Source organism: Enterobacter sp. 01-M-02-SI-ECC, assembly GCF_047530595.1.
Taxonomy (GTDB): domain Bacteria; phylum Pseudomonadota; class Gammaproteobacteria; order Enterobacterales; family Enterobacteriaceae; genus Enterobacter; species Enterobacter cloacae_M.
Genome location: NZ_JBLKCZ010000001.1, coordinates 435,271 through 450,780, shown reverse-complemented (window position 1 = coordinate 450,780; position 15,510 = coordinate 435,271). Strand labels below are relative to the sequence as shown.

12 protein-coding genes are annotated in these 15,510 nt (G+C 57.4%); 5 read left to right on the top strand and 7 right to left on the bottom strand.

Annotated elements, in window-relative coordinates; translation table 11 throughout:
- Window positions 1–134 precede the first annotated feature (134 nt).
- Window positions 135–2,066, top strand: coding sequence for a methyl-accepting chemotaxis protein (locus tag ACMWLG_RS02205; protein ID WP_045401921.1), 1,932 nt, complete (start codon window positions 135–137; stop codon window positions 2,064–2,066).
- A 45-nt stretch (window positions 2,067–2,111) separates the two neighbouring features.
- Here ACMWLG_RS02205 and cobB read toward each other — a convergent pair whose 3' ends face one another.
- From cobB to lolC, 5 genes are read right to left on the bottom strand one after another with little or no spacing between them, the layout of a single operon-like run.
- Window positions 2,112–2,933 carry a Sir2 family NAD+-dependent deacetylase gene (cobB, locus tag ACMWLG_RS02200; RefSeq protein ID WP_045401918.1) on the bottom strand — a complete coding sequence of 274 codons (822 nt, stop codon included), beginning with the start codon at window positions 2,931–2,933 and terminating at the stop codon, window positions 2,112–2,114.
- Window positions 2,934–2,947: 14 nt separating this feature from the next.
- Window positions 2,948–3,859, bottom strand: a complete 912-nt coding sequence (gene nagK / locus ACMWLG_RS02195; RefSeq protein WP_045401914.1) for an N-acetylglucosamine kinase — start codon at window positions 3,857–3,859, stop codon at window positions 2,948–2,950.
- A 53-nt stretch (window positions 3,860–3,912) separates the two neighbouring features.
- Entirely contained in the window at window positions 3,913–5,157 is a 1,245-nt protein-coding gene (gene lolE / locus ACMWLG_RS02190; protein WP_045401911.1) for a lipoprotein-releasing ABC transporter permease subunit LolE, read from the bottom strand.
- The gene (lolD, locus tag ACMWLG_RS02185; RefSeq protein ID WP_045401908.1) at window positions 5,157–5,858 is read right to left on the bottom strand and encodes a lipoprotein-releasing ABC transporter ATP-binding protein LolD; all 702 of its coding nucleotides are present in this window, start codon (window positions 5,856–5,858) and stop codon (window positions 5,157–5,159) included. Before lolD ends, lolE begins: the two co-directional genes overlap by 1 nt.
- On the bottom strand, window positions 5,851–7,050 hold the full coding sequence (gene lolC, locus ACMWLG_RS02180; protein WP_032657987.1) for a lipoprotein-releasing ABC transporter permease subunit LolC: 1,200 nt from the start codon (window positions 7,048–7,050) through the stop codon (window positions 5,851–5,853). Before lolC ends, lolD begins: the two co-directional genes overlap by 8 nt.
- 256 nt (window positions 7,051–7,306) lie before the next feature.
- On the opposite strand from lolC, the gene ACMWLG_RS02175 reads away from it, so the two are divergent.
- From ACMWLG_RS02175 to ldtC, 3 genes are all read left to right on the top strand, one after another.
- Window positions 7,307–8,380, top strand: a complete 1,074-nt coding sequence (locus ACMWLG_RS02175; protein WP_045401905.1) for an acyltransferase family protein — start codon at window positions 7,307–7,309, stop codon at window positions 8,378–8,380.
- A gap of 149 nt (window positions 8,381–8,529) precedes the next feature.
- Complete coding sequence (mfd, locus tag ACMWLG_RS02170; protein ID WP_023311167.1) at window positions 8,530–11,976, top strand: transcription-repair coupling factor; 3,447 nt, start codon at window positions 8,530–8,532, stop codon at window positions 11,974–11,976.
- 582 nt (window positions 11,977–12,558) lie between these two features.
- Window positions 12,559–13,524: a L,D-transpeptidase LdtC gene (gene ldtC, locus ACMWLG_RS02165; RefSeq protein ID WP_045401899.1), complete on the top strand. Its 966-nt coding sequence runs from the start codon at window positions 12,559–12,561 to the stop codon at window positions 13,522–13,524.
- A 75-nt stretch (window positions 13,525–13,599) separates the two neighbouring features.
- Here ldtC and bhsA read toward each other — a convergent pair whose 3' ends face one another.
- Window positions 13,600–13,857 carry a multiple stress resistance protein BhsA gene (gene bhsA / locus ACMWLG_RS02160; protein WP_023616599.1) on the bottom strand — a complete coding sequence of 86 codons (258 nt, stop codon included), beginning with the start codon at window positions 13,855–13,857 and terminating at the stop codon, window positions 13,600–13,602.
- A gap of 244 nt (window positions 13,858–14,101) precedes the next feature.
- Here bhsA and ACMWLG_RS02155 point away from each other — a divergent pair, with 244 nt between their 5' ends.
- Window positions 14,102–14,737 (top strand): TetR/AcrR family transcriptional regulator, encoded by a 636-nt coding sequence (locus tag ACMWLG_RS02155; RefSeq protein WP_023311164.1) that lies wholly within the window; start codon window positions 14,102–14,104, stop codon window positions 14,735–14,737.
- Between the two features lie 59 nt (window positions 14,738–14,796).
- On the opposite strand, the gene ACMWLG_RS02150 is transcribed toward ACMWLG_RS02155, so the two are convergent.
- Window positions 14,797–15,336 (bottom strand): glycine zipper 2TM domain-containing protein, encoded by a 540-nt coding sequence (locus ACMWLG_RS02150; protein WP_045401896.1) that lies wholly within the window; start codon window positions 15,334–15,336, stop codon window positions 14,797–14,799.
- Window positions 15,337–15,510: the final 174 nt, after the last annotated feature.

Genomic DNA, 15,510 nt, shown 5'->3' with positions numbered 1-15,510 from the left:
GCATCCACACTAATTAACTGGATTTACGAAACAAAATTTAAATTAAATATTCCTGACGCTCTACAGAAAGAGGAGAAAATATCCGATAAGGAATATGTGCCTGCCCGACATGCACGATATTACGGGAGATGAGAATGAAAGACGCCATGGTCCGAAGAAAAAAAATAAGCGTCAAGACGTTGATGCTGTTGTCCATTTTCCTCACCGTAACGGTGGGCTTTACGGCAACGATCGGGTTTATGATGTGGCAGTGGATGGCGCAGCAGGAGGTTCTGGCCAAAAAACATATCCGCCAGATTGCCGAGGTGCAAGCGTTGCAGGTCAGCAAACAGCTGGATTCTGCCCTGACTGCCGCCCGGGACATGGGCAACAGCGCCCTGGCGCTGCGCGAGGCGAGCGTGACCGAACGCCAGAGCCTGAACCAGCTGCTCATCCACTACCTTTCGGCTCACCCACAGTTTCTCTCCATGTCGATGGCCTTTGAGTCTAACGCGTTCGACGATAAAGATGCCGTCTGGGCCGGTCAGAGCGGTGAAGATCCTGCCGGGCGCTACGCCCGCTACGTCGACCGGGACGCCACCGGCAAACCGGCATTACACCTGCTGACGGACATCGAAACGCCCGGCAGCGGCGATTATTATCTGCTGCCGAAACAACGCCATAAAGATGTGATCATCGAGCCCTATATCTATCCCTACAACGGCGTGGACGTGATGCTCACCTCGATTGCCGCCCCCATCATGCGCGACGGTCAGTTTCTGGGTTCGGTCACCTCTGACTTCTCCCTCGCCACGCTGCAATCGACGATCGGCGCGATTAAACCGTGGAACGGCACAGGCTACGCCCTGCTCCTCTCCGCAGCTAATAACGTGGTGTCCAGCCCGGACAAACGCGCGGCGGGCAAGCCTTACGCCGGTCAGATTGCCGGTCATGACGTCACCCGGGTAAACGATCCGCTGCTGAAGGAGGACGTGTTCATCACCTGGCAGGACATCGCCGTCGGTAACAGCCAGACGCCGTGGAAACTCGCCATTATCACGCCGGTCAGCGAAGTGATGGCCGAAGCGCGCTCATTTTTACTGAAAGCCATCATCATGATGGTGTTAAGCATCGTGGCGGTTAGCCTGGTCATGGCACAGATCTTCACCCGTAAAGTTGACCGTCCGGTTGGGGGCGAACCTTCGGAGGCCGCCGGGATCGCCCTGGCCGTTGCCCGGGGAGATCTGAACAACACCATCCCGGTTCGTTCCGGAGATACCCACAGCATTTTTTATGCCCTGCACACCATGCAGATGCAGCTCAAGCGCATCGTCGACAATATCAGCGAAGCCAGCCACTCCGTGCACGGCGGCACCAGCGAAATTTCGGCGGGCAACCTTGACCTCGCCTCGCGAACCGAGGAACAGGCGGCTGCGATTGTTGAAACGGCAGCCAGCATGGAAGAGATTTCGGTCACGGTGAAGAATAACGCCGACAACGCCCACAAGGCGACCACGCTGACCGATCGCGCCGCAAGCCTCGCCGGGCATGGCGAAACGCTGGTAAACGACGTGGTCGTGGTGATTGGGGAGATTGATGAGAGCGCGCGTAAGATCGGCGAGATTAACAGCATTGTCGATGGCATCGCCTTCCAGACCAATATCCTGGCGCTGAATGCTGCCGTTGAAGCGGCACGGGCTGGCGAACAGGGGCGCGGCTTCGCGGTCGTCGCAGGGGAAGTGCGCAATCTTGCCCAGCGAAGCGCTAACGCGGCAAAAGAGATCTCTCAGCTGATTGCCGAGTCCTCAGGGCGCGTGAGCAAAGGCGTTGAGCTGGTCAATGAAACCGGGGTGATGATGAAACAGGTGATTGAAGCGGTGTCGCATGTGCATCTGGTCATCAACGATATCGTTCAGGCGCTGGACGAGCAAAATCGCGGGATAAGCCAGGTCAGCACCGCCGTTAACCAGATGGACAGCACGACCCAGCAGAACGCCTCTCTGGTTCAGCAGATCTCTGCGGCGGCGCTCTCGCTGGATGAGCAGGCTAAATCGCTCGAGAAGACGCTGGCGTTCTTCCATTCATAAATAAAAAGGCACCCGCTGGACGGGTGCCTTTTCACGCGATTGCCGTTACAGCCCTTTCAGCAGCTTGTCGACAAACGCCGGGACGACCGTGCTTGCCAGACCGTAGTGTTTCTCTTCAAACTCGCTGCCCACCTGGCTTGGCTCAAGATTGAGTTCTACCGTATGCGCGCCGTGCAGTCGCGCTTCGTGGACAAACCCCGCCGCCGGGTAAACATGACCGGATGTGCCGATGGCGATAAATACGTCGGCCATCGCAAGCGCGCTGTAGATATCATCCATTCCCAGCGGCATTTCGCCGAACCAGACCACGTGCGGACGCAGGCGCGACGGGAACTGGCAGCAGTGGCACTTATCCTCAGGCAGCACGTCCTCTTGCCAGTCCAGCACCTGACCGCTCCAGGCGCAGCGAACCTTGAGCAGCTCGCCGTGCATGTGGATGATGTTCTTATTACCGGCCCGCTCGTGCAGGTTGTCGATATTCTGCGTTACCAGCAGAAAACGATCGCCGAGCGCCTCTTCCAGCTTCGCCAGCGCCATATGCGCCGCATTCGGCGCGACTTCAGGCTGCTGAAGCTGACGGCGGCGGGCGTTGTAAAACGCCTGGACGAGATCCGGATCGCGGGCAAAGCCTTCCGGCGTGGCCACATCCTCCACGCGGTGCTCTTCCCACAGCCCGTCCGCCGCGCGGAAGGTTCGAATTCCTGACTCGGCGGAGATCCCCGCCCCGGTCAGCACCACCACTCTGGGTTTATCCATCGCTTCTGGCATCATTCTGTCTCTGAAAAAGATCCGCTGGCGCAAGCGCTCACGCAAGCGGCGTTTGTTTTTGCGAAAACGGCTGAGTCGACCCTGGCGACGCGACAGCATAGAAACCTCGTAAACTAATCGGTGAGATGAAGGAATGCGGCTCCGCGCATGCCTCCTGCATCCCCGTGTCGCGCGCGTTCGATACGCGGCACGCGGGCAACCGGCAATAAGTGTCGGGGCAAACGCCCGGACAACCGTTCCGTAATCGCGGTAAAGTTTGACAGCCCTCCCCCGATCACCAGCAGATCCGGGTCGACGATGGTGAGAATATTTCCCAGACACACCGCCAGCAGATCCAGATAGCGCTCGACGTGCTCACGCGCCTGCGCATCCCCTTGCTCCCACAGGGTAATGATTTGAGGGGCCTCAAGTTTCTGATGATAGAAGTGTTCGTAAAGCCATGCAAACCCGCGGCCGGAAAGGTAGTTCTCGATGCAGCCGTGCTGGCCGCAGCCGCAGCGGGTCAGCGGGAAATCGCGCCCCACCACTTCCAGCGCGTCCACCGGCAGACGAATATGGCCAAACTCGCCGGTGATGTAGCTGCGCCCGGTGATGGGCTTACCGTTGATCACAATCCCCCCGCCGACGCCGGTACCGAGGATCAGCCCCATCACCAGCGGATACTCACGGAATTCATCGTCCCAGGCTTCGGAGAGCGCAAAGCAGTTAGCATCATTGTCTAAACGCACGTCGCGTTCAAGGAGAGCAGAGAGATCGTCGCGGAGCGGTTTACCGCTGGCGGCAGGCACGTTGGCGGCATACAGCGTGCCGTCGTCGGTTTCGGGCATACCGGGAATGCCGATGCCGACGCTGCCTTTGACGCCAAAGCGTTCATCGGCCTGCGCCACCAGCGCGGCAATCGCGGTTAAAAATTCGTCGTAGCTTTCGCGCGGCGTGGGAACGCGGGTTTCCCACTGCAGTTTGAGGTCTTTATCAAACGCGCCGAGCGCAATCTTGGTGCCGCCAATATCAAATCCGTAATACATAACGCATTCCTCCTTTAACCTGGCGGCCCGAAAGCCGCTAGATCATGACGTAATTACTGGCCACTTAATACCCTCGCCGGATCAATTCGGCTTGCACGACGCGCCGGATACCAGCTTGCCAGCAGACTCAGTAAAAGTGCTGTAACCAGCACATAAAAAACGTCCAGCCAGTGCAGTTCAGACGGCAGGAAGTCAATAAAGTAGATATCACCCGACAGGAACTGGTGGCCGATAAGCTTTTCGATCCCGTTGATAATCGGGGTCAGCTGCAGGGAAACCACCACGCCAATCACCACGCCGCACAGGCTGCCGAACAGCCCCGCCAGCAAACCGTACCAGACGAAGATGGCGCGAATAAGACCGTCTTTCGCCCCCAGCGTACGCAGCACGGCGATGTCACCGCTCTTGTCCTTGACCGCCATCACCAGCGTGGAGACGATATTAAAGCACGCCACACCAATCACCAGCACCATCGCCAGATACATGATGGCGCGGATCATCTGGATATCACGGTACATATATCCGTAAGTGCCGATCCAGCTCTTGATGTAGACATAGTTATTGGTCACGCTGCCCGCGTCGCGAACCAGCTTGTTGGCGTTAAAGACGTCGTTCACCTTGATGGCAATGCCCGTCACGCTGTCAGCCATGTCGAGATACTGGCGCGCATCCTCCATCGGCACCATCGCAAAACTATGGTCAAGCTGACCGCTCAGCTGAAGAATACCGGTGACGTGCAGGCGCACGCGCTTAGGCTGCTGCAGCTTGTGGTCGGCGCTGGCGTTCGGGATCATTATTGACACCCAGTCGCCCTGCTTCACCTTCAGGGCATCGGCCACGCCTTTACCCATGATGATCTGCTGCTCGCCAGCCTTAAAGTTGGCCCACGCGCCGTTCTGCACATAGTTTGGCAGCGCGCTGAGGCGCGCTTCCTGGACGGGGTTGACCCCTTTCACCTGTATGGCGCGCAGGTTGACCCCGCTCTCCACCAGCCCGGTAAAGTTAATATAGGGCGCGGCCGCGGCAATGCCCGGCACTTTTTCGACTTTGGCGAGCGCATCGCTCCAGTTCGTCCACGGCTGGTTAACCGGCTCGATCTCCCCGTGCGGCACCACCGCCAGAATGCGGTTATTCAGCTCGCGCTCAAAGCCGTTCATGGCGCTCAGGCCGACAATCAGCACCGCCACACCGAGCGCAATACCGATGGTCGAGATGACGGAGATCAGCGACACCATGCCGCCGCGACGGCGGCCGCGGCTAAAACGTAAACCGATGAGTAAGGATAACGGTGACGCCATTACTCTGCTCCCATCAGGGTCAGTTCCGCGTTCAGATGGCCGTCGCGCATCTCAAGCTGACGCCCCAGGCGTTTTGCCAGCTGCAGATCGTGGGTTACGACCAGAAACGCGGTGCCCTGCGAGGCGTTCAGCTCGCCCAGAAGCTGGAAAATACTGTCCGCATTGCGGGCATCCAGGTTACCGGTAGGCTCATCCGCCAGCACCAGGCGCGGGTTGTTGACCAGCGCGCGGGCAATCGCCACGCGCTGGCGCTCGCCGCCGGAAAGCTCAGAGGGACGATGGTTACCGCGATGGCCCAGGCCTACCGCTTTCAGCATGTCGCTGGCGCGGGCGTTAATTTCTGCCGGTTTCTTTTTACCAATCAGCAGCGGCATCGCCACGTTTTCCAGCGCCGTGAAATCCGGCAGCAGGTGGTGGAACTGGTAGATAAAGCCCAGCTCGCGGTTGCGCAGCTCGGCCTTCGCCGCGGAGGACATTTTGCTCATCGGCTGGCCGGAGAAAATCACGTCGCCCTCGGTTGGCGTATCCAGCCCGCCCAGCAGATGCAGCAGCGTACTTTTGCCCGAGCCGGAGCTGCCAACAATCGCCATCATCTCGCCTTCGCCCACGCTAAAACTCACATTGTGCAGCACGTCGGTTTGCACAGTGCCTTCCTGATAGCGTTTGGACAGGTTGTCGCATTGCAACAGGATCTTATTCATAACGTAAAGCCTCAGCGGGTTGAGTGGCGGCAGCGCGCCAGGAAGGATAAAGCGTAGAAAGCAGCGCAATGGCCATCGCGGCCAGCGCAATACCGACCACCTGCAGCGGCTCGATAGCCACCGGCAGCGCCGCGCCGTCGAGCAGGGCGCCGATGATCGGCATTAAGTTATTAAGCTGGCTGGCAAGCAAGGCCCCCAGCACGGCGCCGAGCAGCGCGCCGATGATGCCTGCGCTGGCCCCCTGCACCATAAACACCGCCATGATCTGGCGCGGCGTGAGCCCCTGGGTTTGCAGAATGGCGACTTCGCCCTGCTTCTCCATCACCATCAGGCCCAGCGAGGTAATGATGTTAAATGCGGCCACGGCCACGATCAGGCTCAGCAGCAGCCCCATCATGTTTTTTTCCATCCGCACGGCCTGGAACAGTTCGCCTTTACGCTCGCGCCAGTCCTGCCATTTAGTGCCGTCCGGCAGTTTTTGCTGGCTGAGGGTATCGACCTTCAGCGGCGCATCGAGCCACAGGCGCCAGCCGGTAATATTCCCTGCCGGGTAGCGCATCAGGCGTGAAGCGTCCTGAATGTTCACCAGCATCTGGTAGCCATCGACTTCGCTGTTGGCGGCAAAGGTACCAATCACGTTGAACAGGCGCTGGCTTGGCAGGCGCCCCATCGGCGTAAACTGGCTGGCAGAAGGGACCATCACGCGCAGCTGATCGCCACGGTTGACGCCAAGCTGGCCGGCAAGCTGTTCACCCAGAATCACGTTGTATTTTCCGGCTTCCAGATCGGACTGCTTCACGTTAACCAGATACGGCGTCAGCGGATCGTTTTGCGCCGGGTCAATACCCAGCATCACGCCGACCGCCACGCTGCGGGCGCTTTGCAGCACCACGTCGCCGGTGGTCAACGGCGCTACGCGCGTGACGCCCTGTAACTTCGCCGCGCTTTCCGGCAGCTGTTGCGGGTTAACCGAACCGTTGGATGATGAAAGAACGGCCTGCGGCATCAGCCCCAGGATATTGTTTTGCAGCTCGCGTTCGAAGCCATTCATGACGGAAAGCACCGTCACCAGTGCCATCACGCCAAGCGTAATGCCAATAGTCGAAAGCCAGGAGACAAAGCGACCGAAGCGGTCCGCGGCGCGCCCACGCATGTAGCGTAAGCCTATGAAGAGTGCGACAGGTTGATACATGAAATCCGTCTGTTTGCTGATAGCAGACCCACGAGTATATAAGCGAATCCGTTAAGCGTAAATGACTGAAACAGTAAGCTTTGGTAATCATTTTTCCGAAAAATTCAGATAAATCAGGGTGCTATTGTATGAATACTCACCTCGCAACCTCCACCTTTTCCGAAAAACCTCCTGATACAGACTGTTACCCATTACATCCTGGTGTCGTTTTACAACAATTGCTCGTTCGTTTATGGCAATAAGGTAGTGGCGAACAATGAAGCAAAAAGCATTATGGATTAACCAGATAAAAGGGCTGTGTATCTGCCTGGTGGTTATCTATCATTCGGTTATCACGTTTTATCCGCATCTGATCGGGCTACAACACCCGCTCTCCGGCCTTCTCGCCAAATGCTGGGTCTATTTTAACCTCTATCTCGCACCGTTTCGTATGCCGGTCTTCTTCTTTATCTCCGGCTACCTGATCCGTCGTTATATTGACGAAGTGGACTGGCGAACCAGTCTCGATAAACGGATCTGGAGCATTGTCTGGGTCCTGGCGCTGTGGGGCGTCCTGCAATGGCAGGCGTTGACCCACCTGAACGCCTGGCTGGCGCCCGAGCGTGAGCTTGCCACCTCGTCGAACGCGGCCTACGCCGACTCGTTCTCAGGCTTTGTGCTGGGGATGATCACCGCCAGCACCAGTTTGTGGTATCTGTATGCTCTGGTGGTCTACTTCACGCTGTGTAAACTGCTGAGCCGCTGGAAGCTGTCGGTACTGGGACTGCTGGCGCTGGCAAGCATCGCGATTAACTTCCTGCCGCTGCCGTGGTGGGGAATGAACAGCGTGGTACGCAACATGATCTACTACAGCCTCGGGGCGTGGTATGGCGCAGAGCTGATGGCGTGGATGAAAAGCGTCAACCTGCGCCGCATCTGGCTGGCAACCGGGGCTTTCGCCGCCGTCTCCGTGGTGCTGTGGTTTGCTAACGTTCCGCTGCTGCTCTCATTGCTGTCGATTGTGCTGATCATGAAGCTGTTCTACAGCCTTGAGCAGCGCTATGCCGTTCACCCGAACAATCTGCTGAACGTGATTGGCTCAAATACCATTGCGATTTATACCACCCACCGCATCCTGATTGAGGCCTTTAGCCTGTTCCTGATTGGCGAAATGAATGCTGCCTCGTGGCCGGTCTGGGCAGAGCTCACCCTGGTGCTGGTCTATCCGTTTGCCAGCCTGTTTATCTGTACCCTTGCCGGGCTCGGGGTGCGTAAGATCTCCACCGCGCTTTTTGGGGACGTTTTCTTCTCTCCTCCGTCTACGCTGACCCTGTCACCTTCAACGCGTTAATGCCCTCTCCGCCCCCGTTTTGGGGGCGTTTAGCCCTGCCGTGCGGTTACGATTTGCTTATGTAAAACGATCGAGGATAATAAAGACATTGCGTATCAGTGATATGCCCCAATACTGTTGGTATATCCATAAGAGACTCTGACATAGCCATGCCTGAACACTATCGTTATTCCTTGCCTGTCAAAGCGGGCGACCAGCGCCAGCTGGGTGAACTCACGGGCGCGGCGTGCGCCACGCTGGTGGCGGAAATCGCCGAGCGTCATCCAGGCCCGGTGATTCTGGTTGCCCCGGATATGCAAAACGCCCTGCGCCTGCACGATGAAATTCGCCAGTTCACCGATAGCCTGGTGTTCAGCCTGGCCGACTGGGAGACGCTGCCGTATGACAGCTTCTCTCCGCATCAGGAGATCATCTCCTCGCGCCTGTCGACGCTCTATCAGCTGCCGACCATGCAGCGCGGCGTGCTGATTGTGCCGGTGAACACCCTGATGCAGCGCGTCTGTCCGCACAGCTATCTGCACGGTCACGCGCTGGTGATGAAAAAAGGCCAGCGCCTGTCCCGTGACGCCCTGCGCGCGCAGCTTGACGGTGCCGGCTATCGCCACGTCGACCAGGTGATGGAGCACGGGGAATACGCCACCCGCGGCGCGCTGCTCGACCTTTACCCGATGGGCAGCGACCAGCCGTATCGTCTGGATTTCTTTGATGATGAAATCGACAGCCTGCGCGTATTCGACGCCGACACGCAGCGCACGCTGGAAGAAGTGGAGTCCATCAATTTACTGCCCGCGCATGAGTTCCCCACGGACAAAACCGCTATTGAACTGTTCCGCAGCCAGTGGCGCGATAAGTTCGAGGTGAAGCGCGACGCGGAACATATTTATCAGCAGGTCAGTAAAGGCACGCTTCCTGCCGGGATCGAATACTGGCAGCCGCTGTTCTTCAACGAGCCGCTGCCTGCCCTGTTCAGCTACTTCCCGGCGAATACGCTGATTGTCAACACCGGGGATATCGACGCCAGCGCCAGCCGCTTTGAGAGCGAAACCCGCGCCCGTTTTGAAAACCGTGGCGTTGACCCAATGCGTCCACTGCTGCCGCCGGAAGCGCTGTGGCTGCGCACTGACGAGCTCAACGCCGAGCTGAAGCGCTGGCCGCGCATGCAGCTGAAAACCGATTCGCTTGCCGATAAGGCCGCCAATACCAACCTCGCCTTCCGGACGCTGCCGGACCTGGCCGTTCAGGCGCAGCAGAAATCCCCGCTGGATAATCTGCGCAAGTTCCTGGAGTCCTTCACCGGCCCGGTGGTGTTCTCCGTTGAGAGTGAAGGCCGCCGTGAAGCGTTAGGTGAACTGCTGGGACGCATTAAGGTGGCGCCGAAGCGCATCCTGCGCCTGAGCGAAGCGACCGGAAACGGTCGTTATCTGATGATTGGCGCCGCCGAGCACGGGTTCATCGACACGCTCAACAACCTGGCGCTGATTTGCGAAAGCGACCTGCTGGGTGAGCGCGTCGCGCGCCGCCGTCAGGACAGCCGTCGGACCATCAACCCGGACACGCTGATCCGTAACCTTGCCGAGCTGCACCCGGGCCAGCCGATTGTTCACCTGGAGCACGGCGTTGGGCGCTATCAGGGGATGACCACGCTGGAAGCGGGCGGCATAAAAGGGGAATACCTGATGCTCACCTATGCTAACGACGCCAAACTGTATGTCCCGGTCTCCTCCCTGCATCTGATCAGCCGCTACGCGGGCGGCGCCGAAGAGAATGCGCCGCTGCACAAGCTGGGCGGCGACGCCTGGGCGCGCGCGCGCCAGAAGGCGGCGGAAAAAGTGCGCGACGTGGCGGCCGAGCTGCTGGATATCTACGCCCAGCGCGCGGCTAAACAGGGCTTCGCCTTTAAGCATGATAAAGAACAGTACCAGCTGTTCTGCGACAGCTTCCCGTTTGAAACCACGCCGGATCAGGCCCAGGCCATCAACGCCGTGCTGAGCGACATGTGCCAGCCGCTGGCTATGGACCGCTTAGTCTGCGGCGACGTCGGCTTCGGTAAAACCGAAGTGGCGATGCGCGCCGCCTTCCTTGCGGTGGAAAACAACAAGCAGGTGGCGGTGCTGGTGCCGACCACCCTGCTCGCTCAGCAGCACTTCGACAACTTCCGCGACCGTTTCGCCAACTGGCCGGTACGTATCGAGATGCTCTCGCGTTTTCGCAGTACCAAAGAACAGACGCAGATCCTCGAACAGGCAAGCGAAGGCAAAATCGATATTCTGATCGGCACCCACAAGCTGCTGCAAAGCGATGTGAAGTGGAAAGATCTGGGGCTACTGATCGTCGACGAAGAGCACCGCTTCGGGGTGCGTCATAAAGAGCGCATCAAAGCGATGCGCGCCGACGTCGATATCCTGACCCTGACCGCAACGCCAATCCCGCGAACACTCAACATGGCGATGAGCGGCATGCGCGATCTGTCGATTATCGCCACGCCGCCGGCGCGCCGTCTGGCGGTGAAAACCTTCGTTCGCGAGTACGATAATCTGGTGGTACGGGAGGCTATTCTGCGTGAGGTGCTGCGCGGGGGTCAGGTCTACTATCTCTATAATGACGTGGAAAACATCCAGAAAGCGGCGGACAGGCTGGCGGAGCTGGTGCCGGAAGCGCGCATCGCTATCGGTCACGGGCAGATGCGCGAGCGCGAGCTGGAACGAGTAATGAACGACTTCCACCACCAGCGCTTTAACGTGCTGGTGTGTACCACCATCATTGAAACCGGGATCGACATTCCGACGGCAAACACCATCATCATTGAGCGTGCGGATCACTTTGGCCTGGCGCAGCTTCACCAGCTGCGCGGCCGCGTCGGGCGTTCGCACCATCAGGCCTACGCCTGGCTGCTGACGCCGCATCCGAAAGCGATGACCACCGACGCGCAAAAGCGTCTGGAAGCCATCGCCTCGCTGGAAGACCTCGGCGCAGGCTTTGCGCTGGCCACGCACGACCTCGAGATCCGCGGTGCCGGCGAGCTGCTGGGTGAAGACCAGAGCGGCTCCATGGAAACCATCGGCTTCTCGCTCTATATGGAGCTGCTGGAAAACGCGGTTGATGCCCTGAAGGCCGGACGCGAGCCGTCGCTGGAAGATCTCACCAGCCAGCAGACCGAGGTCGAGCTGCGTATGCCTTCCCTGCTGCCGGACGATTTTATTCCGGACGTGAATACCCGACTGTCGTTCTACAAGCGCATCGCCAGCGCGAAGAAGGAGAACGAGCTGGAAGAGATTAAGGTGGAGCTGATTGACCGCTTTGGCCTGCTGCCCGATCCGGCGAGAAATTTGCTGGATATCGCGAGGCTGCGCCAGCAGGCGCAAAAGCTGGGGATCCGCAAGCTCGAAGGCAATGAAAAAGGCGGCGTGATTGAATTCGCCGAGAAGAATCACGTCAACCCGATGTGGCTGATCGGCCTGCTGCAAAAACAGCCGCAGCATTTCCGTCTGGATGGTCCAACCCGTCTGAAATTTACCCAGGAACTGACGGAGCGCAAAACCCGTATGGACTGGGTGCGTAACTTTATGCGCCAGCTGGAAGAGAACGCGATCGCCTGACCTCCATTCCCCTCTTAACTGAGGAATTTCATGTAGTTTATTAACCAGAAGGGATAAAAGTTGCTTCCGGAAAATGAATAGCTTACAGCGACACCCTGGTCCGGCTGTAAATCGCTGAGGCGTTTCCTGCAGGCCGGGGCGAGGCGCAGGGATGCGCCGAGAGGGCGGGCTTTACAGGGATGTTACCTCCGCCCGTCCCCGAAAAGCCGGAAGGAATAAGCCGAGGGTACCGCGAAGCGGCGATTTACCGCCGGGAGCCCGGGTCGCCAGGGTGGTGGCGACTGAGCCACCCTGGCACGTTCACAGGTCATGTCGTTACAGAGTACTAAGGAACATAAAGTGAACGGAATGACCACCAGAGTCGTATGTTCCCCCACACCCCAGCCCTCTCCCTCAAGGGAGAGGGAGCCGTCTGTGCAGGCATTATTTTATGGGGATCCCTTCCCCTGTTAGCCCGGCGCTACGGGGGGACAATTTACAAACTCTTTGCACTTCACCCGATCTTCCCGACACACCCATTCGCCATAATTATCATTAACGCTTTATAAAACAATAACCTTATCATTTGTATGGACTATGGTAATGATGACCTCTTCGCGTTTTACTCGCTGGATGACCCTGTTTGCGCTGGCAGCCACCGTCGCGGTTGCGCTTCCCGCTCGGGCAAACACCTGGCCCCTTCCCCCTCCCGGCAGCAATGTCGTGGGCGAAAACCGCTTTCATGTGGTTGAAAACAATGGTGGTTCGCTGGAAGCGATTGCCAAAAAATATAACGTCGGTTTTCTGGCCCTGCTGCAGGCGAACCCCGGCGTCGATCCGTACGTCCCGCGCGCGGGCAGCGTACTGACCATCCCGTTACAGACTATCCTGCCGGACGCCCCGCGCGAGGGGATGGTGATAAACCTGGCCGAACTGCGTCTGTACTATTATCCGCCGGGTAAAAATGAAGTCACCGTCTACCCTATCGGTATTGGTCAGCTGGGCGGCGACACCCTGACGCCGACGATGGTCACCACCGTCTCGGATAAACGCGCGAATCCAACCTGGACCCCGACGGCCAACATTCGTGCCCGCTATAAGGCCCAGGGGATCGATCTTCCTGCCGTGGTGCCGGCTGGTCCGGATAACCCGATGGGGCATCACGCGATACGCCTCGCGGCATACGGCGGCGTCTACCTGCTGCACGGAACGAATGCAGACTTTGGCATCGGCATGCGCGTCAGCTCCGGCTGTATTCGTCTGCGCGATGACGATATCAAAACGCTGTTTAACGTCGTTACGCCTGGAACCAAAGTGAATATTATCAATACGCCGATTAAGGTTTCAGAGGAGCCCGGCGGCGTGCGGCTGGTTGAGATTCATCAGCCGTTATCGAAAAACATTGGCGACGATCCGCAGACGCTGCCCATTAACCTGAATGCCGCGATGGTAAGCTTTAAAACGAATGCGAATACCAACAGCGTGGTGATGGAGCGCGCGATGGAAGCCCGGTCAGGCATGCCGACCGATGTCACCCGGCATCACGACGTCGACCAGCAGTCGATGTAAATCAGAAATAAAAAAACGCCCTGCTGAGCAGGGCGTTTTTTATTGCAGTGGCATAAATGAGGGTTTATGCCCGGCTTATTTGTAGATGACCGCAGTGCCGTGCAGGGTGTTAGGACCGGTCACAGAGGTGATGCGGTAAGATTTAGCACCCATCTCTTGCGCTTTTTGTGCCAGCTGATCTTCCAGTGAACCCAGGTTAGTACCGGCAGACGCGGAGATTGTCCCGACTTTATGCTGGTCAGCAGGGGTGGATTGCACTTGTACAGCAGCAAAGCTTGCGAAAGAGAGTGAACTCAGAACAGCAGCAGCGATGAGGGTTTTTACGTTTTTCATGATGTTTACCTTTAGCAGATGAATTTGGAGGTCGTTAATCATTTAGTTAACGATCGATAGGTAAATCATAAACGTGATCCAGGTCACGCCTCAACATAATTTTATAACGACCATTAACTTAATTTTAAAATTGTTATTTTTCATACATATATGATTAATTTATTTTTAAGCATTCTGCACTGGTGGTGGGTTGCGTTTATTTTTATAATGGTCATTCACCAAACCAACAGAGGACCAACGGCAAATGACAACCGATGTCACGAGTTGTGCGAAGAAAAGCCGTGGCCGACCAAAAGTGTTTGACAGGGATGCAGCGCTTGATAAGGCCATGACTCTCTTCTGGCAACATGGGTATGAAGCAACCTCGCTTTCCGATCTGGTAGAAGCCACCGGAGCCAAAGCGCCGACGCTGTATGCCGAATTTACCAATAAAGAGGGACTGTTCAGGGCGGTGCTGGACAGATACATTTCGCGTTTTGCGGCGAAACATGAAGCCCAGCTGTTCTGCGAAGAGAAAAGCGTTGAACAGGCGCTTCGCGACTATTTCACCGCCGTCGCGACCTGCTTTACCAGTAAAGAGACGCCTGCGGGCTGCTTTATGATTAACACTTCTGCCACCCTTGCGGCGTCCTCCAAAGAGATTGCCAATACGGTGAAATCGCGGCATGCGATGCAGGAGGAGACCCTCAGCGCCTTTCTGGCTCAGCGCCAGCAGCGCGGTGAACTCCCCGCGCAATGCAACCCTCAGCTGCTGGCACAATACCTGAGCTGTATTTTGCAGGGGATGTCGATCAGCGCCCGTGAAGGGGCCACGCTGGAAAAACTGCAGAATATTAGCGAAACCACGCTGCGGCTGTGGCCTGAGCTACTCAAAATCTAAAGCAAAAAAAAGCTCCTCAGCCTGAGCGCATGAGGAGCTAAATTCAGAGAACATCTTTTTTACACTTTGTTATTCAGAACCAGCTGGCCGTTTCCATCCAGTGGAATTTGCGTGCCCGGGTCTCTATCCATGCGGATTTTGCCCTGCTGATCGCCAATTTTGTACGTCACGTCATAGCCCAGCATTTTTTCCGACTTATCATAGACGGTTTTGCAGCGTTGCTGAGTCGTGGTGTAGGTATCATTATCCTGCATCGCGCCCTGCACCTGGTTACCGGCATAGCCGCCACCCAGCGCGCCGACCACGGTCGCTACGTCTTTACCCCGGCCGCCGCCGAACTGGTGACCAATTACGCCACCCGCTACCGCACCCAGAACAGAACCGGCAATGCGGTTTTCATCCTGCACCGGACGACGGTGCGTCACGGAAACGTTGCGGCACTCCTGACGAGGGGTTTTTACGGTTTCTTTAATCGGTGTAGCAGAAACCACCTGTGCATACTGCGGGCCGCGATCTAATACGTTGAGACTGGCAACGGCAGCCACACCTAACGCAGCCGCGACGCCAATCCCTATACCCGCCAACATTGATTTATTCACGGGACTTCCTCCTTTGTTGCTATTGGTAACAATTTTGCAATGGAGGCACGGCTTCGCCAATAAGATAAAGGATCAAAAAAGGAGCGTTAAGAGGAGATATATTGTATTTAGGAGAACTCTTAAGCAGTCAAACTGTGATCTACAGCATGAAATGCTAAAAACTCCCTCCGGAGG

Coding starts and splice junctions, on each gene's coding strand:
- lolD (WP_045401908.1), bottom strand. CDS start 5,858: ATGAATAAGATCCTGTTGCAATGCGACAACCTGTCCAAACGCTATCAG.
- ACMWLG_RS02155 (WP_023311164.1), top strand. CDS start 14,102: ATGACAACCGATGTCACGAGTTGTGCGAAGAAAAGCCGTGGCCGACCA.
- nagK (WP_045401914.1), bottom strand. CDS start 3,859: ATGTATTACGGATTTGATATTGGCGGCACCAAGATTGCGCTCGGCGCG.
- lolC (WP_032657987.1), bottom strand. CDS start 7,050: ATGTATCAACCTGTCGCACTCTTCATAGGCTTACGCTACATGCGTGGG.
- cobB (WP_045401918.1), bottom strand. CDS start 2,933: ATGCTGTCGCGTCGCCAGGGTCGACTCAGCCGTTTTCGCAAAAACAAA.
- ACMWLG_RS02205 (WP_045401921.1), top strand. CDS start 135: ATGAAAGACGCCATGGTCCGAAGAAAAAAAATAAGCGTCAAGACGTTG.
- ACMWLG_RS02175 (WP_045401905.1), top strand. CDS start 7,307: ATGAAGCAAAAAGCATTATGGATTAACCAGATAAAAGGGCTGTGTATC.
- lolE (WP_045401911.1), bottom strand. CDS start 5,157: ATGGCGTCACCGTTATCCTTACTCATCGGTTTACGTTTTAGCCGCGGC.
- ldtC (WP_045401899.1), top strand. CDS start 12,559: ATGATGACCTCTTCGCGTTTTACTCGCTGGATGACCCTGTTTGCGCTG.
- bhsA (WP_023616599.1), bottom strand. CDS start 13,857: ATGAAAAACGTAAAAACCCTCATCGCTGCTGCTGTTCTGAGTTCACTC.
- mfd (WP_023311167.1), top strand. CDS start 8,530: ATGCCTGAACACTATCGTTATTCCTTGCCTGTCAAAGCGGGCGACCAG.